General features: G+C 68.5%; 24 protein-coding genes and 2 tRNA genes. 14 read left to right on the top strand and 12 right to left on the bottom strand.

The genetic code is table 11. From position 1 onward, the window contains the following. Positions 1-133: 133 nt before the first annotated feature. The 4 genes from ABD355_RS27125 to ABD355_RS27110 form a co-directional block, all read right to left on the bottom strand. Complete coding sequence (locus ABD355_RS27125; protein ID WP_344403296.1) at positions 134-1300, bottom strand: lipid-transfer protein; 1167 nt, start codon at positions 1298-1300, stop codon at positions 134-136. Continuing rightward, the gene (locus tag ABD355_RS27120) at positions 1297-1713 is read right to left on the bottom strand and encodes a MaoC family dehydratase (protein ID WP_344403295.1); all 417 of its coding nucleotides are present in this window, start codon (positions 1711-1713) and stop codon (positions 1297-1299) included. The genes ABD355_RS27125 and ABD355_RS27120 overlap by 4 nt, the downstream gene beginning before the upstream one ends. Continuing rightward, positions 1710-2621: a bifunctional MaoC family dehydratase N-terminal/OB-fold nucleic acid binding domain-containing protein gene (locus ABD355_RS27115; RefSeq protein WP_344403294.1), complete on the bottom strand. Its 912-nt coding sequence runs from the start codon at positions 2619-2621 to the stop codon at positions 1710-1712. Before ABD355_RS27115 ends, ABD355_RS27120 begins: the two co-directional genes overlap by 4 nt. Positions 2622-2858: 237 nt before the next feature. Further along, entirely contained in the window at positions 2859-3170 is a 312-nt protein-coding gene (locus ABD355_RS27110) for a hypothetical protein (RefSeq protein WP_344403293.1), read from the bottom strand. Positions 3171-3502: 332 nt separating this feature from the next. Here ABD355_RS27110 and ABD355_RS27105 point away from each other — a divergent pair, with 332 nt between their 5' ends. Together ABD355_RS27105 and ABD355_RS27100 are read left to right on the top strand one after the other, a co-directional pair. Then, entirely contained in the window at positions 3503-4372 is an 870-nt protein-coding gene (locus ABD355_RS27105) for a bifunctional DNA primase/polymerase (RefSeq protein WP_030938707.1), read from the top strand. Between the two features lie 39 nt (positions 4373-4411). Continuing rightward, a complete protein-coding gene (locus ABD355_RS27100; RefSeq protein ID WP_344403292.1) occupies positions 4412-4879 on the top strand; it encodes a hypothetical protein in 468 nt (155 codons plus the stop codon). Positions 4880-4892: 13 nt separating this feature from the next. On the opposite strand, the gene ABD355_RS27095 is transcribed toward ABD355_RS27100, so the two are convergent. The 3 genes from ABD355_RS27095 to ABD355_RS27085 form a co-directional block, all read right to left on the bottom strand. Continuing rightward, positions 4893-5366, bottom strand: a complete 474-nt coding sequence (locus tag ABD355_RS27095) for a hypothetical protein (RefSeq protein ID WP_344403291.1) — start codon at positions 5364-5366, stop codon at positions 4893-4895. A gap of 57 nt (positions 5367-5423) precedes the next feature. Next, positions 5424-5508 (bottom strand) — tRNA-Ser (locus tag ABD355_RS27090). A gap of 242 nt (positions 5509-5750) precedes the next feature. Then, entirely contained in the window at positions 5751-6449 is a 699-nt protein-coding gene (locus ABD355_RS27085; RefSeq protein WP_344403290.1) for an anti-sigma factor antagonist, read from the bottom strand. 144 nt (positions 6450-6593) lie between these two features. Here ABD355_RS27085 and ABD355_RS27080 point away from each other — a divergent pair, with 144 nt between their 5' ends. Next, on the top strand, positions 6594-6941 hold the full coding sequence (locus ABD355_RS27080) for a helix-turn-helix transcriptional regulator (RefSeq protein WP_344403289.1): 348 nt from the start codon (positions 6594-6596) through the stop codon (positions 6939-6941). A 34-nt stretch (positions 6942-6975) separates the two neighbouring features. Here the strand turns inward: ABD355_RS27080 and ABD355_RS27075 are convergent, their stop codons facing one another. Next, positions 6976-7302, bottom strand: a complete 327-nt coding sequence (locus ABD355_RS27075) for an STAS domain-containing protein (RefSeq protein WP_344403474.1) — start codon at positions 7300-7302, stop codon at positions 6976-6978. Between the two features lie 309 nt (positions 7303-7611). On the opposite strand from ABD355_RS27075, the gene ABD355_RS27070 reads away from it, so the two are divergent. Further along, positions 7612-8145 (top strand): NUDIX hydrolase, encoded by a 534-nt coding sequence (locus tag ABD355_RS27070; RefSeq protein ID WP_344403288.1) that lies wholly within the window; start codon positions 7612-7614, stop codon positions 8143-8145. On the opposite strand, the gene ABD355_RS27065 is transcribed toward ABD355_RS27070, so the two are convergent. After that, a complete protein-coding gene (locus ABD355_RS27065) occupies positions 8123-9463 on the bottom strand; it encodes an NsdA family TPR-like regulatory protein (protein WP_344403287.1) in 1341 nt (446 codons plus the stop codon). The genes ABD355_RS27070 and ABD355_RS27065 overlap by 23 nt on opposite strands. A 124-nt stretch (positions 9464-9587) precedes the next feature. On the opposite strand from ABD355_RS27065, the gene ABD355_RS27060 reads away from it, so the two are divergent. From ABD355_RS27060 to ABD355_RS27050, 3 genes are all read left to right on the top strand, one after another. Then, positions 9588-9818: a hypothetical protein gene (locus tag ABD355_RS27060; protein ID WP_344403285.1), complete on the top strand. Its 231-nt coding sequence runs from the start codon at positions 9588-9590 to the stop codon at positions 9816-9818. A gap of 196 nt (positions 9819-10014) precedes the next feature. After that, a complete protein-coding gene (locus ABD355_RS27055; RefSeq protein ID WP_344403284.1) occupies positions 10015-10458 on the top strand; it encodes a glycine-rich domain-containing protein in 444 nt (147 codons plus the stop codon). A gap of 70 nt (positions 10459-10528) precedes the next feature. Further along, positions 10529-11365: a protein kinase domain-containing protein gene (locus ABD355_RS27050; RefSeq protein WP_344403281.1), complete on the top strand. Its 837-nt coding sequence runs from the start codon at positions 10529-10531 to the stop codon at positions 11363-11365. A gap of 1635 nt (positions 11366-13000) precedes the next feature. On the opposite strand, the gene ABD355_RS27045 is transcribed toward ABD355_RS27050, so the two are convergent. Further along, positions 13001-13522, bottom strand: a complete 522-nt coding sequence (locus tag ABD355_RS27045) for a GntR family transcriptional regulator (RefSeq protein ID WP_344403280.1) — start codon at positions 13520-13522, stop codon at positions 13001-13003. 195 nt (positions 13523-13717) lie between these two features. Here ABD355_RS27045 and ABD355_RS27040 point away from each other — a divergent pair, with 195 nt between their 5' ends. From ABD355_RS27040 to ABD355_RS27010, 7 genes are all read left to right on the top strand, one after another. Next, positions 13718-14083 (top strand): SCO3933 family regulatory protein, encoded by a 366-nt coding sequence (locus ABD355_RS27040; RefSeq protein WP_344403279.1) that lies wholly within the window; start codon positions 13718-13720, stop codon positions 14081-14083. Beyond that, positions 14080-14292: a hypothetical protein gene (locus ABD355_RS27035; protein ID WP_344403278.1), complete on the top strand. Its 213-nt coding sequence runs from the start codon at positions 14080-14082 to the stop codon at positions 14290-14292. Before ABD355_RS27040 ends, ABD355_RS27035 begins: the two co-directional genes overlap by 4 nt. Beyond that, the gene (locus tag ABD355_RS27030) at positions 14289-15710 is read left to right on the top strand and encodes an FtsK/SpoIIIE domain-containing protein (RefSeq protein WP_344403276.1); all 1422 of its coding nucleotides are present in this window, start codon (positions 14289-14291) and stop codon (positions 15708-15710) included. The genes ABD355_RS27035 and ABD355_RS27030 overlap by 4 nt, the downstream gene beginning before the upstream one ends. A 50-nt stretch (positions 15711-15760) precedes the next feature. After that, positions 15761-16522 (top strand): DUF2637 domain-containing protein, encoded by a 762-nt coding sequence (locus ABD355_RS27025; RefSeq protein WP_344403274.1) that lies wholly within the window; start codon positions 15761-15763, stop codon positions 16520-16522. 148 nt (positions 16523-16670) lie between these two features. Next, positions 16671-18161 (top strand): replication initiator, encoded by a 1491-nt coding sequence (locus tag ABD355_RS27020; protein WP_344403273.1) that lies wholly within the window; start codon positions 16671-16673, stop codon positions 18159-18161. Beyond that, complete coding sequence (locus tag ABD355_RS27015) at positions 18152-18364, top strand: helix-turn-helix transcriptional regulator (protein WP_425585798.1); 213 nt, start codon at positions 18152-18154, stop codon at positions 18362-18364. The genes ABD355_RS27020 and ABD355_RS27015 overlap by 10 nt, the downstream gene beginning before the upstream one ends. Further along, entirely contained in the window at positions 18358-19752 is a 1395-nt protein-coding gene (locus tag ABD355_RS27010; protein ID WP_344403271.1) for a tyrosine-type recombinase/integrase, read from the top strand. The genes ABD355_RS27015 and ABD355_RS27010 overlap by 7 nt, the downstream gene beginning before the upstream one ends. Positions 19753-20025: 273 nt before the next feature. Here the strand turns inward: ABD355_RS27010 and ABD355_RS27005 are convergent. Together ABD355_RS27005 and ABD355_RS27000 are read right to left on the bottom strand one after the other, a co-directional pair. Continuing rightward, a tRNA-Ser gene (locus ABD355_RS27005) sits at positions 20026-20120 on the bottom strand. Positions 20121-20209: 89 nt separating this feature from the next. Continuing rightward, positions 20210-21634: a S1C family serine protease gene (locus ABD355_RS27000; protein WP_344403270.1), complete on the bottom strand. Its 1425-nt coding sequence runs from the start codon at positions 21632-21634 to the stop codon at positions 20210-20212. Positions 21635-21796: the final 162 nt, after the last annotated feature.

Here is a 21796-nt window from a genome sequence, read left to right as displayed (position 1 = left end):
CCCGAAGCCGAGTCCCCCTCAGGTTGTAGGGGTGGAGGTAGCTGCACCTCCTGTAGGTGGACGAGCGGCCCCGGGATACTGCGGGATGACCCCTGGGGGCCGCCCGGCGACTTTGCCCCGCGGACCCGGCCGCTCAGCCGTCCGCGGTCAGGACCAGGCCGGATGTGGGCACGCCGGTGCCTGCGGTGACCAGGACCCGTCCCGCCCCCAATATGCGGTTCACGGCCGTCCCGCGCAGCTGCCGCACCCCTTCCGCCACCCCGTTCATCCCATGGAGGTAGGCCTCCCCCAGCTGCCCTCCGTGCGTGTTGATCGGCAACGACTCCCCGGCCACGAACTCCGCCGCCTCCCCTTTCCCGCAGAACCCGAACTCCTCCAGCTGCATCAGCACGAACGGCGTGAAGTGGTCGTAGAGGATCGCCACGTCCATGTCGGCCGGTGTCAGACCGGAGGTGCGCCACAGCTGCCGGGCGACCACGCCCATCTCCGGCAGGCCCGTCAGGTCGTCGCGGTAGAAGCTGGTCATCTGCTCCTGCGCGCGGCCCGCGCCCTGGGCGGCCGCCGCTATGACGGCCGGTGGATGGGGCAGATCGCGGGCCCGCTCCACCGAGGTGACGACGATCGCCTGGCCGCCGTCGGTCTCCTGGCAGCAGTCCAGGAGCCGAAGCGGCTCGACGATCCAGCGCGAGGCCGCGTGATCGGCGAGGGTGATCGGGCGGCCGTGGAAGTACGCCGCCGGGTTCGTCGCCGCGTACTTGCGGTCGACGACCGCGACCTGCCCGAACACCTCCGGGGTCAGTCCGTGGGTGTGCAGATACCGCTGTGCGGTCATCGCCACCCAGGACGCCGGGGTCAGCAACCCGAACGGCAGTGACCAGCCGAGCGCCGCGCCCTCCGCGGACGGCTCCCGGTGCTGCACCCCGGAGCCGAAGCGGCGGCCCGACCTCTCGTTGAACGCGCGGTAGCAGACCACGACCTCCGCGATGCCCGTCGCCACGGCGAGCGCCGCCTGCTGGACGGTCGCGCAGGCCGCGCCGCCGCCGTAGTGGATCCGGGAGAAGAAGGACAGTTCGCCGATCCCGCAGGCCTGGGCCACGGTGATCTCCGGGCTGGTGTCCATCGTGAACGTGACCAGTCCGTCCACGTCCCTGGGGGTCAGCCCGGCGTCGTCCAGCGCGGCCCGTACCGCCTCCACCGCAAGCCGCAGCTCACTGCGCCCCGAGTCCTTGGAGAACTCCGTGGCCCCGATGCCGGCGATCGCGGCCCGCCCGCCGAGGCCGTCCCGGACGCGGACGCTCATCCGGCACCTCCGGGGGCCTTCGCGGGGACGGTGACCGTCACCGTGCCCGTGACATGACTGCCGATGCCGTTCGCCCCCACCACCCGGACCGTCGCCGTCTCGCCGCCCGCCTGCTCGACGACCTTCTCCACCGTGCCCGTCAACACCATCGTGTCCCCCGGGTAGTTGGGCGCTCCCAGCCGTATGGCCACGGTGCGCAGCACGGCCGTCGGGCCGAAGTGGTCGGTGATGTAGCGGCCGACCAGGCCGTTCGTCGTCAGGATGTTCATGAAGATGTCCGGGGAGCCCTTCTTGTGGGCCAGCTCGGCGTCGTGGTGCACGTCCTGGTAGTCGCGGGAGGCGATGGCTCCGGCCACGATCAGGGTGCGGGTGATCGGGATCTCCAGTGGCGGCAGCTTCTCACCGGCCCTCATACGGCCTCCTCCTCCCGGACGCGGAACACCGGCAGCACCAACTCCTCGTCGTACATCTGGAATTCGAGCCGCACGGGCATCCCGATGCGCACCTTGTCGTACGGCACTCCGACCACGTCGCTGATCATCCGCACGCCCTCGGCGAGTTCGACGAGGGCGACCGCGTAGGGAGGGGAGAAGGCCGGGAAGGGCGGGTGGTGCATGACGACGTACGAGTACACCGTGCCCTCGCCGCTCGCCTCGACCGTGTCCCAGCCCGGGCCGCCGCAGTTGTTGCAGCCCGGCAGCCAGGGGAAGCGGAGGGTCGCGCAGTCGGTGCAGCGCTGGATGAGCAGCCGGTGGCGCTCGACTCCTTCCCAGAAGCCGGCGTTGTCACGGTTGACGACGGGCCGCGGACGCCGGGCGGGCTGCTCGGGCTTCTTCCGGCGTGCGGGGGCGTACTTGAGGATGCGGAAGCGGTGCGTTCCGACGAGAGTGTGGCCCACCCGGACGTCCGTCCGCGTCGTGACGAAGTACCCCGTGCCCAGCTTCGTCGTCTTCCGCCCGGACACCGACTCGATCACCGTGTCGAAAGTGATCTCGTCCCCGGGACGCAGCGGCCGCAGGTACTCCTGTTCGCAGTCGGTGGCGACGACCGAGGTGCAGCCCGCCTCGTCGAGCAGGGCGAGCAGCTCGTCGTAGTCCCCCGTGCGTCCCTCGTGGCCGGAGAGGCCGCCCATGGTCCAGGCCTGGAGCATGGTGGGAGGAGCTATGGCGTCGGGGCCCGCATAGGCCGGATTGGTGTCCCCCATCGCCTCGCACCAGTGCCGGATCATGGGCGCGTTGACGGGATCCCTGCCTCTGCCGGACACGGCGGCGCGCCGCCCCTCGTAGGCCTTCAGCCGTGCTACCAGCTCGTCCTCGCTCAACGTCGCCCCCTCGCCGTCTCCTGCATCGCCCGTCGCACCGACACCTCTGATACACCGCGGCTGTCGAGCGGGTTCGTCGTCGCCCGCCAGAGTTTCTGACTGTCCGTCAGATACAGTCCACTGTCAAGGTCGCCGGCCCACACGCGAGAACGCCTGCGCGGCGGCACCGAAGTACCGCCGCGCAGACGCCCTTGCACCCCAGCGCACACCCTGACCTTGCGGGTCAGGGGCGTTGGCTCACCACAGTTCGGTGAAGTTGATGGCCACGTTCCTGTTCCCCTGGTTGACGGCCGTGAACGCGGAGCCCTTGACCTGGGCGGTGTTGCTCTGGTTCGAGGCGCCGGAGCCGACCGCGTTCTGCTGTGTGGTCGAGGAGTTGCCGTTGTTGTCGTCTCCGACACCGCTGCCGACGGCGCTTGCGACACCCGCGTTCGATCCGTTGTCCGCGAGGGCGCCGTTGTCCGCCGCCGCGACGCCGGCGAACAGTGCGGCTGCCAGCGGAAGGGCGGAGACGGCGGCGATGACGCGGGCGGTACGGATGCTTGCCATGTTGTTCCTCCAGAACACCAACGTGAAGTACGGCTGTTACCAAGGCAGTTGGCCGACCGCCCCGGCGCTGTGCACGACGTCGCAAGATCAGAGTTGCCCACCGAATCCCCGGCGAACCACACCGGAACGCACGATTCCTCCTCAAGTGCTACGACATATCGATAAACCCCTATCGCCACTTTCAACACCCAGGTCGGGACAGTCGGGGCGTCTCCCTCCCAAGCGCCGCAAGGGGTGCAGCGGTCCGGCACTTTTCCGGCCAACCTGCGCACCCCGGCGCGTCGAGCCCGGCCCCTCTTCCCTTTTTCGAACATGTGTACGAACATGGAGGCATGGCCACCACCGACCGGCAGGCCACGACGCTGGCCCTCGCACACGCCCTGTCAGCCGCCGAGCGCGGACTGGCCGTCATCCCCCTGTCCCGGACGAAACTCCCGGCCCTGCGCTCCCCCCACCGCGACGACCCCGACCCCCAGCCCTGCCACGGCGAGTGCGGCCGCCTCGGACACGGGGTGTACGACGCCTCGACCGACCCGGCACGCATCCGCGAACTGTTCGCCGCGGCCCCCTGGGCGACCGGCTACGGCATCGCCTGCGGCCTGCCGCCCCACCATCTGATCGGCGTCGACCTCGACACGAAATCCGGTACGGACTCCTCGGCGGCCCTGCGCGAACTCGCCCTGCGCCACCTCTTCACGATCCCCGAGACGGTCGTCGTCCTCACCCCCAGCGGCGGCCGCCACCTGTGGCTGAGCGGCCCGCCCGACGCCGCCGTCCCCAACTCCGCCGGCCGGCTCGCCCCCGGCATCGACATCCGCGGCGCCGGCGGCTACCTGGTCGGCCCCGGCTCCCGCACCGACCACGGCGTCTATACGGCAGCACCCGGCACGGCCCATCTCGCGCCCGCCGCCTGCCCGCCGGCCCTCCTGCGTCTCCTGCTGCCGCCGCCGCGCCCGGTCCACCCCTCGACGCACCCCTCGGCCGGCGACCACGGCCAGGGCCTCGTCCAGTTCGTCCTCGCCGCGCACGAGGGACAGCGCAACACCCGCCTGTTCTGGGCCGCCTGCCGCGCATACGAGAACGGCATCGGACCGGCCCTGGTCGCCCCCTTACTGGACGCGGCGCTCAACACCGGTCTCTCCGAACGCGAGGCACGGGCCACGATCGCGTCCGCGGCGCGGATGACGGGGCATCGGCCATGAGGCCGGACGAAACCTGGAGCACATGAGCAGAGGACGTCCATGCACCACCGCACGAGAGCGCGGACCATGTCGCTGGCCCGCGTGGTCCTCTCCTCCGGCCGCTCGGTCGACCTCGCCGCGCTGCGGCTGTCGTCGACGTACGGAGGCATGCCCGAGGACTGCCCCGGCTACCCCTGCAAGCCGGTCAACGACATGGTGATCGAGGGCCTGCTCAGCACCGCCGCACACACGTCCCCCGCCACCCCGGTGCACCTCGTCCCACCCCCGCGCGCATACCCGGACCAGTACGCGGGCGCCTTCGGCCCCGTCGAGGTCCTGCCGTCCGTCGCCTGCGTCGGCTCCTTCCGGTCCTCGGCACTGGACCCGTCCCACGACCCGGTCCTTTACCACTCGGCCCTGACGGTCATCTGGTTCCAGCCGACCGCCCGGGTGCCGTGCGAATGCGATGCGGAGGGTTCGCTGCGGGGGGTGGACTGGGAGGGGCTGGCGCGGGACTGCGAGCTGTGACCGGCCGGCCGGCTCACACCCTTTCGATCCGCCAGGCGATCATCCCCGTGGCGCCCCGGCCGCCGTTGATGTCGACGTGCTGCGCCTGCTTCGCGGTGAAGCGTTCCAGGACCGTCGTCCCGTCGCAGGAAAACGGCTTCCTCACCGCCGCGCCCGCCGGTGCGAACTCGATGGCGACGGTTCCGGTGCCTGCACAGACCACGGTCAGGCGGTATGCGGTGCCGGCGGAAAGGCCCGGATCAGTGTGCAGTCCGTCCGACACGCGCTCCAGACCGGAGGCCACCGTCGAGCCGGTCGCGGTGGCTTGCAGGGCCGACCGGGCTTCGGCACCCAGCTTCTCCTCCTGCTGTGCCGCGGTCGTGGTGGTTCGGCTCGGGGAGGCCGAACTCCCGTGAACCGGTCCGCCGCCGGGCCCCGACGTGCATGCGGCGAGGAAGGACATCGGCAGGAGGCCAAGGGCCGCGATGCGGAAGCGTGTTGTTGCCACGTCAAGCAAGAGGGCCTTGGTGCCGGAAGCGTTCCGGCACCAAGGCTCGACAACCAGCGGTGGGTGTGGGATTTGAACCCACGGTGACTCGCGCCACGACGGTTTTCAAGACCGTTCCCTTAGGCCGCTCGGGCAACCCACCCCGCTGCCGCCCACCAGGGGCGGAGCGGGTACAGCGTACCGGGCGCAAGGTCGTAGCGGGGAGCATGGTCCACACAGGGTCCACTGACCCTTCTTCCAGCCATGCCTGCCGCCGCTCACGATCAACACGGGTCCCCGCACCGGGCAACGCGTGCGCCGGCATGGACACGCACCAAGCAGGGACGGCATCACCCTCACGCAAGACCGCCCAGGAGGCTCCTGTTCTCGTTGGCCCCTCCGCCGTCAGAGGGGCGGGCTGCCGTGTTCTTTCAGAGCCTGCGCCAGGTGACTGGCGAGCGGCTCAGGCAGGTTCTCGCCGCGCACGGTGTTCATGAGTGTTTCGGCGAGCAGGTGGAGTTTGGTGTTGCTGTTCTGCGAGGCGCTCACCAGGACGCTCCATGCCTGCTCGGCACTGATGGTGTAGGAGGCCATAAGGATGCCGCGAGCGATGTCGATGGCGGGGCGGGTCTGCATGGCGCGTCGCAGCTGATCGTTTTCCGTCTTGATGCCGTCGATGTCTCCCACGTCGGCGGCGTGCGCGATGTCCGTCGTGGTGAGCACGTCGAGGGTGCCAGTCAGTTTGAGCAGGTGCAGTACAGCCGGGCTGGAGATCCGGACGGTGAGGGTTTTGGCAGCCTCGCGGGCACGGTGGCGCAGGCGCAGAAGGACATTGAGTCCGGAGCAGTCACAGAATCCGATTTCGGCGAGGTCGACGTCCACACCATCGGCTGACTGATCGAGTGCGTCCTGCAGCACCTGTCCCAACGCGGGGCTGCTGTCGAAGTCGATCTCACCCGACGCGGTGACCAGAGTGTGTCGGCCGTGCACGTCGGCATGGATGGTCAACGACAGTGGGGGAATGTACGAGACGGGACGCCGTTCGGCGCCGCAGTCGTTGCACAGCTCCTGATCGCCTGGCAGGGCCGCTGTCTGTTCGGACATGGTGGCTCCCGAGCGTCCGTCCTTTCGTGCTTTTTCCCTTTCGTGCTTCTTCCAGCGTCGTCACCTCCCGCCTTCCCGGCAACAGATACCTGAAACGCAAGTCGTGTTTTTGAAAGCGTGAAACGTCCGCCCTACTCTGTGGGTATGGATGGAGTCGCGGAGCCCTATGCGGGCTGGACGTTTCTGACCAATCACGCGCGGGTGCTGGCCGCCGTCGCCGAGGACGAGGCCACCCGCATCCGGGACATCGCCGCGCGCTGCCGGCTGACCGAGCGGGCGGTCCAGCGGATCATCGCTGACCTCGAAGAGGGCGGCTACCTGACCCATGTCCGCCAGGGCCGTTCCAACCTCTACCGGGTTTCTCCCGACACGGTGCTGCGTCATCCCGCCGACGGTGGGGCGAGCGTCGCGGGCCTGCTGGCCCTGCTCGTTCGCCATGACCGCGTCGCCACCGCTACCCCCGCCGACGCGGAACCTGACGGCCAACGGTGAGCCTCACCTAGGTCGGCTCCGGCATCAGGATCTCTCAGCCGCCCATGAACGCTTCTGCTTCAGTGACGGTGTCAAAGACCCTCAGGACGTGATCCGCTCCGGTCATTTCAAGGATCCGCCGCAGCGCGTCAGGCACGCACGCCAGCACGAGCACCGCTCCGACAGCGTCCGCCTGCCGCCGTGCTCCGAGTAGCGCGTTCAGCCCGGCCGAGTCACAGAACGACACCCCCGCCAGATCCAGCACGATGAAGCGTTTGCCCTGGGCGATCAGCTCTTTGAACCCCGCACGGAACACTGGATCGGTCAGGTAGTCCATTTCGCCGCTGACCCTCGCGACCAAGCAGCGGCCTGAGGTCGTCATCTCGATCGAGGGATCAGCCACAACATTCTCCCAACCGTCTCCGTAAGAGACAGCGCGGCGGCGTTCTTGTCTGGAGCCTATCGATCCTCCAGCAAGCGCATGCACGAACCGTACGCCCTTCAGTGCATCAGCCCTGACGACCTGACATCGTGATCATGAAACCACCGCGGTCGTCGGCGTCTGCGTGCGTTCGCTCCCTCCAGCGGTACCGTAGGGCATCTCGTCAGGCTGACGTGAAAAGACCCTCAACCTGTGTTCGTGGCTGCGTCGGTCTGAGATCCTGGAGACCGATCGAGAGGGGCCGCAGGTATGGAGTGGAAGACCCACGGTGAGCGCCAGATCTACACGAACAAGTGGGTGAATCTGTGTCTGGTCGACGTCCAGCAGCCTGACGGACGTAGGTGGGAGTACCACGTCGTTCGCCTTCGACACCTGGCCGTGGCTGCCGTGGTCAACGACCGCAAAGAGGTCTTGATGATGTGGCGGCATCGCTTCATCACCGACTCGTGGGCCTGGGAGTTGCCCATGGGCCTGGTCGAAGAAGGCGAGACGCCGGAAGAGGCTGCGGCCCGCGAAGTTCTTGAAGAAACAGGCTGGCGTCCTGGTCCCATCAAGCCTCTGATCTACGCTGAGCCGGCCAACGGGATCACCGACTCACAGCACCACGTCTTCCGGATCGACGGCGCTACGTACGCCGGACCGCCCACGGAGAAGAACGAGTCCGACCGCATCGAGTGGGTTCCCCTCTCTGAGGTACGGGGCATGATCGACCGCCGAGAGGTGGTGAGCAGCGGCTCGCTCGTCGGCCTGCTCTACCTGCTTATGGACGAAGCGATCCGCTGACCGGCGGGAGGAGTGCCCGTAGCCGCGCCTCGAAGGCCAGGGCTACGGGCTCCTGCCTGTGCGGGGCCAACTGGTCGTAGAACTCCCTGAGATGACCTGACACACGCTCGGAGGCCACCGCCGACGCCGGTTCCAGTGCTTGCGTGGCGGTGTCGCACGCCTGGTCCAGCTTGCCCTGATCCAGCTGCGTGCGGGCAAGCCAGAATGAGTGAAACGCCCGACCGCGCTGGTTACTGCGGGCCTCGCGCCGCAACGCATCTGCGATCAGGGGTTCGGCGGTGGCCGCTTCGCCCAGCCGACCGTGAGCGATCCCCGTGTCCACGATCAGCTTCGTTTCGTCGAAGTACGCCACCCAGGACGGGTCCGGGTCGCTCGCCCGAATCCGCTCGAAGTGGCGGTGCGCTTCCCCGATGGCCTGGTGGGTGGAGTCCCGGTTGCCGAGCGTGGCGTGAGCGAAGGCTTCGCGCATCGACAGCATGGACAGGACCCGTGGGGTGGTGTCGGCAGCCGAGCGGGCCTGGTCCTGGGCGGCAGTCACGAAGGCCAGTGAGTCAGCGGGCTTGTCCTGGTACGTGCCCTGCAAGCTCATGCACGCAAGGACGTTGGCCATGAACTGGCGGTCGTCGATCTCTTTGGCCAGTTGCAGGGCCTCGGTGAAGTAAGCGCGGGCCTGGTTGTACTGGCGGGCGTCGAAGTAGGTCCAGCCGGTGAGGCGTGCCAGCTCGGCTGCGATTCCGTACAGGCCGTTCTGGATGGACGGCGGTCGGTTTTCCTTCAAGAGCCCAACGACGTGGCGGAGTTGTCCGACGATGGCCGGCCGCAGCGCCTCGCCTCCGTGCTGGTCGTCTCGTCGCCAGTAGTCCTCGATGGAGGAGCGGAAGGCTTCAAGCGTGGCCGCGTTCAGGCTGGTTCGCGTGGCCAGGGCCAGGATGCTGTCCACATCAGGGCCAGGTAGAGCGGCAGGAGTCTGCGGCTCAGGCTCAGGCTCCTGGGGGGCCTCTCGCTCGGTGACCACGAGGGCTTGAGGTGTCTCCCACACCCGACGGGCAAGCCCAAGCATGTGTCCTGGGATGCGCAGGCCATCCGCAATGCGCTCGATGACGTCCATATGCAGCAACTGGCGTTGTCCAGCGATGACTTCACCCACACGGCTGGGAGTCAGCTCACACCGTCTGGCGATCATGGATGGGTAGATGCCCGCCTTGGTCTTCACCAGCCGGAAGACTCTGGCGAAGTCCCGCACTCGGCATGCGTCGATCATCTCGGGATCGGTGAGCAGCCGGGCTGGCAGCTCCTGCGGCCGGTCTGCATCGGGCATCGGCAAGCTCCCACACTGCGAGGGCTACGCAACGTCGCTGGTTCTCTACTTGCCGCGATGTTACCCAAGTTGGGTAATCAGCCTGACCTTTTGGCACGGGTCTCCGGATCGCGATGCTCATTGCATGGCGAGCAACCAGCAGACCAGACCAGGCATCGGTGAACTGGCGAAGGACAGCGCCCGAGACCGGATCGGCGTCGTCATGGGTGAGGTCGGCGGTCGGGTGCAGATGAGGCCGATCGGTGGCGGCACGGAATGGGAGGCCATGCCGGACAACGTGGTGGCGCCGAGTCCACGGGAGGAACTGAGCGCCCGCCTGGCCATCAGGAACGGCAACAGTCGGGATGGGCTGTGATGCGCGCTTTCGCCCGGTACGCAGGTGTCCTGTTCGTGATCATGGTCAGCGGCTCGTGCGGCCTGGTCATCGGTATGGCTCTCGCCATGGGCCAGTAGACGGGTCGCCCCGGACGGGTGCCAACTCCCCGGCTCCCCCTTTCCCGTCCGGGGTCGGCCATCCAACCCACGCACCGTCACACACAAGGAGTACTCGCATGACGGCAACGGCGAACGATCAGAAGACCGGTCGCGCGGTGGCTGGTGAGGAGCTGTTCGAGAGCCTCACCCACTTCGTGGTCGTCCACAACGGGCAGTCGCGCCAGCGCGCCGAACGGATCGCGGACCAGGCGGTCGCCTTCCTGGTCACCGCGGCCACGGCAACCGTTCCCATGGTCCCGTCGGACGACGTGGACCTCGGCCTGCACGCGCTCATCCTGCACACGCGGGAGTACGCGAGGCTGTGCGACCGGTACGCGGGCCGCTTCCTGCACCACAACCCGAAGCCGGGCGGAGGGCCTCGCGACCCGGAGAAGGTCATCACCTCGGCGCGTGCCATGAAGGCGGCTGGGTTCATGGTCTTCGATGACCTGTGGACGGTGGACGGCAGGAACCTCGCGCAGTGTGACTCGGACTGCGGCCGTCCCTACGGTCAGGCGTAGCACACGACAGCAGCGATGCGGCCGGCCTCGACTCGTGGTCGGCCGCGTTTGCCTGGAAGGAGAACAGACGTTGTCCGGGTCATCCCCTGAACTGCCGATCGTGGTGCTGGACGCGTTGATGCCGACGGCTCAGCGCCTGGTCCTCAACCGCCGTGGCTCCACGGTCTGGGAGGTGCAGAGCCATCGCGGCCACTACGCCGTGAAAGTCGGCTATCCGATCGAGGCCACGGCCGAGTGGTCCGCCCAGCCCTGGACCGCCCTCGCGCCCGCTCGCGAAGGGGCTGTGCTCCATCGCCTTGGCCTCGTCGACTTCGCGTACGGCGAGTGGGAGCGAGGAACCTGGAACTTCCAGCCCTGGCGTGAAGGACCGGACCTGTACCGACTCTGGGAGCCGTGCCGTCGGCCTGGCTCGTCCATCGCACCACACATGAGCGTGGCACTGGGCTGCGTCGAGGCGCTGGCCGAACTCCACGCCAGGGGCTGGGCCCACGGTGACCTACAGCCCGCCCACTTCATCATTGGGCCGGAGCGCACCCACCTCATCGACCTCGCCCTCGCCCGGGGCGGCCAGGTACCCGAGGGGTACGACTTCCCGTTCCGCGGCTGCCTCGTCCACTACGAGGCACCGGAGATCGCCCGGAGCGTAATCGACACGGGCAAGGCCGAGCCGACGCCGGAAGCCGATATCTACGCGCTCGGCGCCTCGCTCCTCATCTCCGCCACCGGCTGGCGGGCGATGGAGTACCCGGACGACGCTCCCCGCTCGGTGCAGAGAGAGGCCGTGGCGAACGGTCGGCGACGGCCGGTCAAGGCGTCAGGGGAGTTGGGAGAGCTGATCGACGCGATGCTCAGCCACGCGCCAGAGGACCGGCCCACCATCTACGAGGTGGGCAAAGCCCTGAGCTGAATGCGAAGCGCCCGTAGACCGCGCCGCTCGCACGACCACGCCCGACAAAACGAAGACCGGACCACCCCTCAGCCTGGACAGCATTCCGGGTGGTCCGGTCGCGGAAGCCCTGATCAGGACCCCGTTGCCGATGGTACCGGGGTAGTTGGCGTGCCCGAACGTGGGTGCGCCTGTAACCCCGGTTCCGCCTTGCCGATTTGGAGAGGGTTCTGAGCTGAGCCACCGAAAGTCAGCCACTGCGGCGGGGGAGTCGAACGAGCACCCGTCACGTGTGCTTCCAGCAAGCCCCCGCCAACCTCAGCCACGTTGCCTTCATGCGTCACGGGCCGCGCCTCGCCCCGGCCTGGGCGTCGTCCGCGGGGCATGGCAGCTGGGCTCAAGCTGCGGCACTGAGGGCCCTGCGGCCTTGAACCAGTGGACGGTTGGGTTGGCGCGGCCGTGCTCGGTAGGCGTTGGCCTGGTCCTGGTGCTCGAAGTGGTCGGGTGGCTTCCTGGTCTGGTTGTCCGCCTCGGCATGCCTGCGCGCTGAGCGGGTGGGGGCCGCCGGAGCGGTGGCGGAGACAAGGAGCGGCGGCGGCCCTTGGCCGCCAGCGCGCGCGGCCCGCCGTAGGCGGGCCGCCTTGATCCAGTAAAGAAACTCTGCACAGCTCCGGGGCCCTGGGCCCGTGGCCGGTCGCAGAGCCATGCGCTGTCCTCGCCTTCCCATCCGTTCCACAGCTTCGATGCCGTTATGACCTCTTACAGCCGTATTGATGCCCATTCGTTCCGGCGGTCGGCGGAATTTATCCACAGGCTGAGGGCTGCACAGTTCTCGTGATGAGCGAAACGGCACTCACAACCTCGCGTTATGAATTCGTGACCAAAAGTGCTGTCACTCCGGTCGCCCCCTCGCTCCCCTTCCTGGAGTAGGAGGGGCGATTTGAGATCGAGTGACCCAGGTCACGGAAGGAGGTGTCACACCGATGGGGGCCGTTGGCACCTGTAGCAAGCGACTGAGCCAGAAGGCGGAGATGAAGGAGTGGCGTGGATCACAGGAATGGGCGTCACGCCGATGCGGATTTTTCGACCCCTATAGGTGATGCGCGACGGGGCGAGCGGCGAAATATAGCCGACGATCGCCGGTTACCCAAACCGGCGATTCTCCGGACCATTGATGCTCCTAGCCGACGACTGGAAGGACGAGTGACGTGCGCGCATGGAGGCACGAGTTCCCGCCCAACGGGACGCGCGGGAATCCGAAGGACGGATTTGGCCCGCCCTGCGGGAGCGCAGCGCCGCACGCCTCGGACGTGTCCGGTCTGGCCGGTAGACCTAGCTCAACAGCCGCGATGACGGCTTGCCGGGAAGTACGGGCAAGCCCTGATCCGGCGGTGAATGGCCGCTGGGCAAGCCTTCGGGCAAGCCCTCGGCGGTTGGCTGAACGCGGTACGCAACAACGGCACACCAGCGAACGGGGCGACATGACCGAGCACATACGCGACTCAGAAGGGGAGTTGGTCAGCATTCACAGCCGGGAAGTGGCAGAGGCAACCGGGGGGGTTCGGGAAATGGTTGCCATGGTGGCGAGGCTCGGCCATGAGGCAAGGCAAATGCGGCAGGAGGTCGCTCAGCTCAAGGCCGCGGCGGCTAAGACGGTTACTGCTGGGCCTTCTTCAGTTCCTCGACTTCCCGGCGCAATTCCTGGTGCTCCGCACTGAGCGCCCGGATCTCGTCGCGCAATGCGCTGAGCATCTCGGTGAGGGTGGGCTCGGCGGCCTCGGGGCTGTCGGCCTCCCCCTCACGGGAGACGCTGTAGGCGATCTTCACGCCGTCAGGTACTCCACTGCGGGAGGTGTCGTCGGCAGCCTCCCCAGCAGGGGCCTCGGTCGACTTCCCTAGGTACCAGGCGGGCGCGGTGTAGCCGACAGCAGTGCCTTCGAAGTCGCTGACGAAGCTGCCCCGACCCTGGATGGTGTAGATCAGCCCCTCATCCCGGAGCACCCCGAGCGCAGAACGGGCGGTCATGTTGGCCACCCCGAAGCGTTCTTGCAGCTCGCGGTAGGAGGGAAGCTGCTCACCCGGCTTGTAGCGGCCTGCCTTGATCTCACGCCGAAGCTCGTCGGCTGCGTGCTGGTAGGGCGGCCGGCGGTCGGGCTTAGCAGGGCTGGCAGGTGTCATACCTATCAGGGTAGCCAGATCTAGCTGGCCTAGCACACCCCTCTGACAAAGGCACCCCCATAAAGCCAGAGGCAGTCACACCCAACCAAACACAGCTAGCACTCTTCGTTCGCTTGACATTGCTAGCTGAGCGAGGTTCTATTGATCACGCCCCGCCACCCCTGGCGGAGCACCTACCGAAAGGACGTAACACCCATGGCTCGCATCCGTGTTGGTCTGCTCCCCTCCGCGTCGTTCATGGTCGGCACCCAGGCGGTGCCGAAGTACTCCGACGCCGAGAAGACCCAGTTCGCGAAGGACCGTGAGACCGGCGCGAAGCTCTACACGATCACCCTCTTCTTCATGGAGGAGGACCGCGCCGAGGCACTGAAGGTCACCGTTCCGGAGACCGGTCTGCCCAACGGCCTCAAGCCGGGCGTGCCGGTGATGCCCGTGGAGCTGTTCGCCACCCCGTGGGCTCGGATCTTCAACGGCTCGCTCTCGGACGGCATCGCCTACCGCGCCGAGCGCCTGGACCTGGTCGGCGGTCTTGCCCCGGCTGCTGAGGCTGACGCGGCGTGAGCGGCACCGCATTCCGGTTCGGCGCTGAGCGCAGCTACCCGCTGGCTCACGCCGGGCCGGACCCCCGGTTCAGCGAATCCCTCGTCAACTCGGTGGCGGCCGTGCTCGTCGGCTACGGCTACCCCCGCTTCGCCGCCCTGGAGGACTGGGCGGCCCTCGAATCGGCCCTGGCGGCCTTCCTCTACACCCCTCAGGAGAGCAACGCATGAAGGACTTCAACGATCCGACGGGCGGGGCCTTCGGCTTCCTTCCTCTGGTGGTCGGCGTGGCGCTGGCCGTGCTGGTGGGCTGGTCGATGTGGTGGGTGGTCCGCTACATACGCGCCGATGCCATGACACGGCAGTCCATCCGGCAGGCCGTACGCATCCGGCGGGGCTGGAAGCGGCTCGCGCCGATGCTGAAGCTGTCGGCCACGGACAAGACGCCAACCGCGCTGGCGTCGCTGTCGAATACGCAGGGCAAGCCGATCAAGCCCCGTGTCCTGGTCCCCGCCCTGAAGGTCACGCACGACATGTACGGGGTGATCGCGCGGGCCACGTGCCTGCCCGGCGTGGGCCTGGAGCAGTTCCAGAAGGCGGCTCCGCACCTGGCTGATGCCTGGAGGTGCACGCGGGTCGCGGTCACCCAGGACAAGCCTGGGCAGGTGGTCATTCGCGGCGTGCGGCTGGATCCGCTGAAGTTCAAGACCGAGCACCGCCCCACCGGTGAGGTACCGGACGAGATCGCCCGGTGGGACCTGGGCTTGGACGAGTACGCACAGCCCGTGTCCGTCGACCTCACGCAGGTGCCCGGTGTGACCGTGGCCGGCCTTCCCGGCTTCGGCAAGACCTCGCTCATCAACCGGCTGATCTGCGACTGGGCACCCTCGCCCGCGATTCAGTTCGTGTGCGCGGACGGCAAGGTGTCCACCGCAAGGGAGGGCGACTACGCCCACCTTGTGAAGCGGATGTTCGGCTTCGTCGGTGACGACCTCGAAGAGGCCAACGCCCTGTTCCGGCGGCTGGTGGAGCTGCGCCGTGCCCGCGTCTCAGCCGCTGAGCGCATCCTCGGGGTGCAGAGCATGTGGGAGGTCGGCCCGTCCGCAGCATGGCCGCTCGTCGTCGTGATCATCGATGAGGCGCACACCTACTTCCGCGACCACAAGGGGAGCGACCCCAAGACGAAGAAGCTCGCCGCGCTCGCCGCCGAGAACGCCCGCCTCGTTGAGGACCTGGTGAAGAAGGGCCGCAGCATGGGCATCCTCGTCATCCTCGCCACCCAGAAGTCCACGGGTGACGCGATCCCCACGTTCATCCGCGACGTGTGCCCCATCGGTCTGTCCTTCGCGCAGAAGACCGCAGAGGCTGCCGTCGCCGCGCTCGGTGAGGACATCCGGGAGTGGCCCGACGCCAACCCGATCAACCTTCAGGACCGCTCCTATGTCGGCGTCGCCTCCATGAACCACCAGTCCCAGCCGGGGTTCACCCGTATCCGCACGCCCTTCGTGTCCGGCAGGGACAGCGCGGCCATCGCCCAGCAGACCGCCCATCTCACCGCCGACCCGGCCGACTTGCTCACCGCCCAGCTCCCCGGCGTCGACCTCACCAAGTCCGCCCCGGACAACACCACCCCGCCCATGGCGGCCTGACTCGTCAGACCAACCCCTCGCGCCTTCACCCGGAAAGGAGGTGAACACCCATGACTGAGGACCGGATCACTCAGCGCACCATCACCGCCGTGATGATCGTCATCGCCGCGCTCGCGTTCGTCTTCTCCTTCGGCAACGTCTGGGCCCTGGCCCTGCGCCTGGGCGTCCCCGCGCCCATCGCACCGCTCATCGCCCCGATGGTCGACCTGTCCGTGGTCGGGCTCCTCGTGGCCCTGCGCTACCTCTCCCTGCGCGGCGTCCCGCCCGAGCAGATGAAAGCGGCCACCCGCCTCATGCACGTCTCCGGCCTGCTGACCCTGGCCCTCAACATCGCCGAACCCGTGGTCGCCGGGCACTACGGTCGTGCAGCCGTCGACGCCGTGGCCCCGCTGCTGCTCCTCGGCTGGGGTGCGGTCGGGCCGCAGCTCCTCCACTCCTTCCACGCGGTCGCCTCCGACACCACCGCCCCGGCCACTGCTGCGGAGACCGAACCGGCCCAAGAGTCCGCCCCGGCCTCCACCGAGCAGGAACCCGCCTCGACGCCCCTGCCCCCGGTCACCGCTGCGGAACCTGCCCCCGTCCCGGCTCCCGCTCCTGCTCCTGCTCCCTCGCAGGCTCGCCCGGCCGTACCCGCTCCGGCCCCCGTCCCTGCCACGCCCGCACTCAAGGTGCCTGAGCCGCTGCTGACCGAGGCGCGCTCCATCGCCGCATCGCACCAGGCCGAGCACGGAGAAACGATTACCCCGGCTCAGCTCAAGAGGCGGCTCGGCATCGGCCTGCCCATGGCCACCGCTCTCCACGCCGCTCTGTAGAGCCGCGCTTCCCCCGCCGGCCTACCGGCGCTCCTCCCCCTCGCCCGCCCCTGGGCCCGACTCGTCATGCCTGCGGGCAGCAGCCCGAGCGCAATTCGCTGCTGCCCGCAGGTCCCACCCTCGCGCCAGAAGGGAGACCCCGCCACCCATGCACCGCCGTGACCTCGACCTGCACCACCTGATCAGCCCCAGCGTGCGGGACCTGATCGAGCTGGCCAACACCCACGACTTCGACCGCGTCACCGAACAGGTCCGCGACCTGCACGGCTGCACCAGCCCCGTCAACCTCCACGGCTGGACCATCACCACCGACCCGACCACCAAGGAAGTGGTCCGCTCCTACCGCTCTGAGGACGAACCCTCCGGGCGTTTGCTGACCACCTGCGGCAACCGCCGTGCCTCCCGCTGCCCCGCCTGTTCACGGGTGTACGCCGCCGACACCTACCACCTGATCAAGGCCGGACTGTCCGGCGGCAAGGATGTCGCCGAAACCGTCCGCGACCACCCCCGCGCCTTCGTCACCCTCACCGCCCCCTCGTTCGGCCCGGTCCACAACCGCAAGGCCGACCACGCGGGCAAGCTCCGCCCCTGCCGCTGCGGCGCCCAACACACCGAGGATGACCCGGCGTTGGGCACCCCGCTGAACCCGGCCACTTACGACTACACGGGCGCAGTGCTCTGGAATGCGCACGCCGGTCAGCTGTGGGCGCGCTTCACCACCTACCTGCGCCGTGCCCTGGCCGAACACCTCGGCATGACCCAGAAGGCGCTGAACGCCGCTCTGCGCGTCTCCTTCGCCAAGGTCGCCGAGTACCAGAAGCGCGGCCTGGTCCACTTCCACGCCGTGATCCGCTTCGACGGGCCCGACGGCCACACCAGCCCGCCCCCGGCCTGGGCCACCTTCGACGCCCTGAGCGCCGCCGTGGGCCTGGCGGTCAAGCGTGCCCGGCTCACCATCGCCTCCGACGCCATCGGCGAACGCGTCATCGCCTGGGGCGGCCGGTTCAAGGTCGACCCCATCACCGCCCTGGGCGACGGCAAACTCACCGACGCCCGCGTTGCCGAGTACACCGAGAACAAGGTCGCCGGATACGTCGCCAAGTACGCCACCAAGAACGCCGAAGGTGCGGGCACCGTAGACCGCACCCTGATGTGCCGCCCCTGCGCCGGACGCGGCTACGTACGCGGCCCCGACGGCTTCCACGACCGGTGCGCCGACTGCGACGGCACCGGACAGGCCGAACCCATCAAGGCCCTGCCCGTCCAGCACCACGTACGGCAGATGATCCGTACCGCCTGGGACCTCGGCCACCTGCCGGAGCTCGCCCACCTCAAGCTCTGGAAGTGGGCCCACATGCTCGGCTTCCGCGGCCACTTCTCCACCAAATCCCGCGCCTACTCCACCACCCTCGGCGCACTCCGCGACGTACGCCGTGCCTGGCGTCTCGCCCAGGCCGAAGCCGCCCGTGCCCGCGCCGGCCTCCCCACGGCCGACGAGAACACCACCCTCGTCACCGCTTCCTCGTGGACCTACCTCAGCAGCGGCTACCGCCCCGGCGAAGAACTCCTCGCCGCCCAGGTCCGCCGCGACATCGCCCACTCCGAACAGATCAAGTCCGAAGGAGAGCCCTGGCTGTGACCACTTCGCCCAAGGCCGATAAGCAGACCCTGAAGCTGGTGGAAGCGCTGGACGAGATCGGGGTCTCCCGCGCCGCCTTCTACCGGATGCGCGCTCGGGGCAAGGCGCCCAGGCATCTGAAGCTGCCGAACGGTCAGATCCGCATACGCCGGGCTGACCTCGACGCCTGGTTCGACGCCTGCGAGGTGCCGGAAGCATGCTGACCTACGACGTTCAGATCTGGGGCATCCGCAAGCGGCCCGACCGTGCGGCGGCCTATCAGCTTCGGTGGCGCGTCGGTCCCCGGCCCTTCTCCAAGAGCTATAAAATCAAGGCTCAGGCCGACGGTCGACGCTCGGAGCTGCTGACCGCACTGCGCAACCGCGAGCAGTTCGACACGGAAACCGGCCTGCCCGCCTCGGAGGTCCAGGCGCTCAACTCCTCCACCTGGTACGCCCATACCCGTGCGTACGCCGAGATGAAGTGGCCGGGCGCCTCGGCCAAGCACCGCGCGAGCATTGCTGACACGCTGGCGACCATCACGCCGAAGCTGGTCAAGGACAAGCGCGGGGCTCCGGCCCCCAAGGTGCTGCGGATCGCGCTCTACTCGTGGGTCTACAGGTTCGTCCTGGACGACGACGGGACGCTGAAGCCCCGTCTTGACCTCGAAGAACCCCCGGCCGACATCGTGGCCGCGCTGGACTGGATCGCTCGGAAGTCGGTGGACATCACCGACCTCAACACACCGTCGGTGGTACGGACCGCCCTCGACGCGCTGAAGTTGAAGCAGGACGGCACGGCCGCTGCCGAGAACACGGTGAACCGCAAGCGGACCGTCTTCAGCAACTGCCTGCGCTACGCCGTGGAACGAGAGCTGCTGACGACCCTGCCCCTCGACAAGGTGGACTGGACAGCGCCCGAGACCGATGACGAGATCGACTTCCGGTTCGTCCCCGGCCCGAAGCTGGCAAAGGCCCTCATCGAGGCTGTCACCGAGCAGGGCGAACGCGGGCGGCATCTGACGGCGTTCTTCGGCTGCCTCTACTACGCGGCCAACCGCCCTGGTGAGGCGGTCAGTCTGCGTGAGGACGACTTCACCCTTCCCGAAGTGGGCTGGGGTGAAGTCCTGCTCTCCACGAGCATGCCCCGAGTCGGCTCCGGATGGACCGACACGGGCGAGTCGTTCGATACGCGCGGCCTGAAGAAGCGGGCCCGTAAGGCGACCCGACCGGTGCCCATTCCGCCCGTGCTGGTCCGCCTGGTCCGCGAGCACATCAAGGAGTTCGGCACTGCCGAAGACGGTCGGCTGTTCCGTGCGTCCCAGGGTGGCCATCTCCTGTCCAAGGAGTACGGAGAGGTCTGGAAGGCGGCCCGGCTCGCCGTGCTGACAGAGCCCGAGGCTGCCTCACCGCTGGCTGACGTGCCGTACTCCCTGCGCCACGCGGGCGTCTCGCTCTGGCTTGAGTCCGGCGTCTCCCCGGCCGAAGTCGCACGCCGGGCCGGACACAGCATCGCGGTTCTATTTCGGTTCTACGCCAAGGCGATTCACCGCAACCAGCAGCGCTCGAACGAACAGATCGAGCGGGCCTTGGAGGCAGCCGAAGAGGAGTAGACGGCACGGCCGCCCACCCAACAGGCGCCATCCTCACCCCACGCCGGGGAGAGGGTGGCGCCTTTGTCGCGTCCTGGGTATGGTCCACACTCCGGGCCATGGAACGCCGCTGACCAGCAGTTACGCGGCTGCATTCCGCCGAACCTTGGTCCACGCCTGGTCCACACGCACTGATCCACAACGCGACATAGCCGGATCAAGGTGAGACACCCTCCATGCAGAAGGGGTGCCCCCTCACTGGGGACACCCTCTCTGACCAGCACGTCTCTGACCTGCGGAGGCGGTGGGATTCGAACCCACGGTGACGCTCTCACGCCACTACGGTTTTCAAGACCGTTCCCTTAGGCCGCTCGGGCAACCCACCCCGCTGCCGCCCACCAGGGGCGGAGCGGGTACAGCGTACCGGCACTGTGTGTCTCGTGCGGGCCGTGGCCCGCACCGGGTCCGAAGCGCGAGGTCAGCTGTCGCCCTGCCGCGCGCCCAGGGTGAGCTGGACCGTGTGGGACTTGCCGTCGCGTTGGTAGGTGATCGTGACCTGGTCGCCGGGCTTGTGCGTCCAGATCTCGCCGATCAGGGTGGGGCCGGAGTCGATGACGCGGTCGTCGAGCTTGGTGATCACGTCACCGGGCTTGAGTCCCGCCTTGTCGGCGGGGCCGCCGGACTCGACCGCCGCGGAGCCGCCGGCGCCCTGCTCGGTGATCTTCGCGCCGCTGGAGGAGTCCGCCAGGGAGACGGACGCGCCGATCTTCGCGTAGACCGGCTTGCCGGTCTTGATCAGCTGCTGGGCGACGTACTTGGCCTGGTTGATCGGGATGGCGAAGCCCAGGCCGATCGAGCCGGACTGGCTGGAGCCGCCGAGGCCGCCGCTGCCGGTGGACTGGATCGCCGAGTTGATGCCTATGACGTTGCCCGACGCATCGAGCAGCGGGCCACCGGAGTTGCCCGGATTTATCGAGGCGTCCGTCTGCAGGGCGCTCATGTACGAGGCGTTGCTGCCGGCACCGTCGCTGGAGGCCACCGGGCGGTTCTTGGCGCTGATGACGCCCGTGGTGACCGTGTTGGACAGACCGAAGGGGGCACCGATGGCGATCGCCGGGTCGCCCACGGCCACCTTGTCGGAGTCGCCCAGGGTCAGGGGCTTGAGGTCCGAGGGGGCGTTCTTGAGCTTGATGACCGCCACGTCGTAGCCCTGCGCGTGGCCGACGACCTCGGCGTCGTACTTCTTGCCGTTCGGGAAGGTCGCCGTGAGCTTGCCGCCGTCGACCGCGTCCGCGACCACGTGGTTGTTGGTGACGATGTGGCCCTGGGTGTCGAAGACGAAACCGGTGCCGGTGCCGCCTTCTCCGCTGGTGGACTCGGCCTCGATGGTGACCGTGCTCGGCAGCGCCCTGGCGGCCACGCCCGCGACCGTGCCCGCGTCCCGCTTGACGGCGCCGCCGCTGGTGGCGGCGGAGACCGTGGTGGAGCCGGTGTTGTCGTCGTTGTTCTTGGCCAGCGTGTAACCGAGGCCGCCGCCCAGACCGCCGGCGACCAGCGCGGCCACCAGGATCGCGGCCACGAGACCGCCGCGGCCGGACTTCGGTGCGGGCTGCTGCTGGTACGAGGAGCCCCAGCCGGAGCCCGCCCCGCTGGCGCCGCCGTCGGCGTAGGAGGGCACGGCAGGCGGCGGCCAGGAGGCGTCCGGGGCCGAGCCCGCGGGCGCCGGCTGCTGCTCCTGCGTGTGCTCCTGCGCGCCGGGGGCGCCCGGAGGTACGGGCGGAAGCGGGGCCGTGTGGTCACTCCCCTCGGAGGCGGCGGGTGCCGAGGGAGTGGGAGCATCCACCGGCACGGGGGGTGCTGACGGGGCCGGGGGTACCGCGGTGCCCTCGTTCTCGGTGCTCACAGCTTCTCTCCTCGGTCCACGGCTGTTGTTCTCGGTCGCACTCGGTCACGCTCGTTCACGTTCTCGACGGTCCGGCGCGATGCAGCTGTGCATGTTCTTTTGTATGCCGTCAGCTTTTCCCATGAGCCGTCAGGGCACCATAAGCGGTGCCTGTGGGTCCGG

This window comes from Streptomyces longisporus, assembly GCF_039532765.1.
Taxonomy (GTDB): Bacteria; Actinomycetota; Actinomycetes; order Streptomycetales; family Streptomycetaceae; genus Streptomyces; species Streptomyces longisporus.
The sequence above is the reverse complement of the archived record's forward strand: the minus strand, read 5'-3'. Positions and strand labels throughout refer to the sequence as shown.

Coding starts and splice junctions, on each gene's coding strand:
- ABD355_RS27125 (WP_344403296.1), bottom strand. CDS start 1,300: ATGAGCGTCCGCGTCCGGGACGGCCTCGGCGGGCGGGCCGCGATCGCC.
- ABD355_RS27120 (WP_344403295.1), bottom strand. CDS start 1,713: ATGAGGGCCGGTGAGAAGCTGCCGCCACTGGAGATCCCGATCACCCGC.
- ABD355_RS27110 (WP_344403293.1), bottom strand. CDS start 3,170: ATGGCAAGCATCCGTACCGCCCGCGTCATCGCCGCCGTCTCCGCCCTT.
- ABD355_RS27105 (WP_030938707.1), top strand. CDS start 3,503: ATGGCCACCACCGACCGGCAGGCCACGACGCTGGCCCTCGCACACGCC.
- ABD355_RS27100 (WP_344403292.1), top strand. CDS start 4,412: ATGCACCACCGCACGAGAGCGCGGACCATGTCGCTGGCCCGCGTGGTC.
- ABD355_RS27085 (WP_344403290.1), bottom strand. CDS start 6,449: ATGTCCGAACAGACAGCGGCCCTGCCAGGCGATCAGGAGCTGTGCAAC.
- ABD355_RS27080 (WP_344403289.1), top strand. CDS start 6,594: ATGGATGGAGTCGCGGAGCCCTATGCGGGCTGGACGTTTCTGACCAAT.
- ABD355_RS27075 (WP_344403474.1), bottom strand. CDS start 7,302: ATGACGACCTCAGGCCGCTGCTTGGTCGCGAGGGTCAGCGGCGAAATG.
- ABD355_RS27070 (WP_344403288.1), top strand. CDS start 7,612: ATGGAGTGGAAGACCCACGGTGAGCGCCAGATCTACACGAACAAGTGG.
- ABD355_RS27065 (WP_344403287.1), bottom strand. CDS start 9,463: ATGCCCGATGCAGACCGGCCGCAGGAGCTGCCAGCCCGGCTGCTCACC.
- ABD355_RS27060 (WP_344403285.1), top strand. CDS start 9,588: ATGGCGAGCAACCAGCAGACCAGACCAGGCATCGGTGAACTGGCGAAG.
- ABD355_RS27055 (WP_344403284.1), top strand. CDS start 10,015: ATGACGGCAACGGCGAACGATCAGAAGACCGGTCGCGCGGTGGCTGGT.
- ABD355_RS27045 (WP_344403280.1), bottom strand. CDS start 13,522: ATGACACCTGCCAGCCCTGCTAAGCCCGACCGCCGGCCGCCCTACCAG.
- ABD355_RS27040 (WP_344403279.1), top strand. CDS start 13,718: ATGGCTCGCATCCGTGTTGGTCTGCTCCCCTCCGCGTCGTTCATGGTC.
- ABD355_RS27030 (WP_344403276.1), top strand. CDS start 14,289: ATGAAGGACTTCAACGATCCGACGGGCGGGGCCTTCGGCTTCCTTCCT.
- ABD355_RS27025 (WP_344403274.1), top strand. CDS start 15,761: ATGACTGAGGACCGGATCACTCAGCGCACCATCACCGCCGTGATGATC.
- ABD355_RS27020 (WP_344403273.1), top strand. CDS start 16,671: ATGCACCGCCGTGACCTCGACCTGCACCACCTGATCAGCCCCAGCGTG.
- ABD355_RS27010 (WP_344403271.1), top strand. CDS start 18,358: ATGCTGACCTACGACGTTCAGATCTGGGGCATCCGCAAGCGGCCCGAC.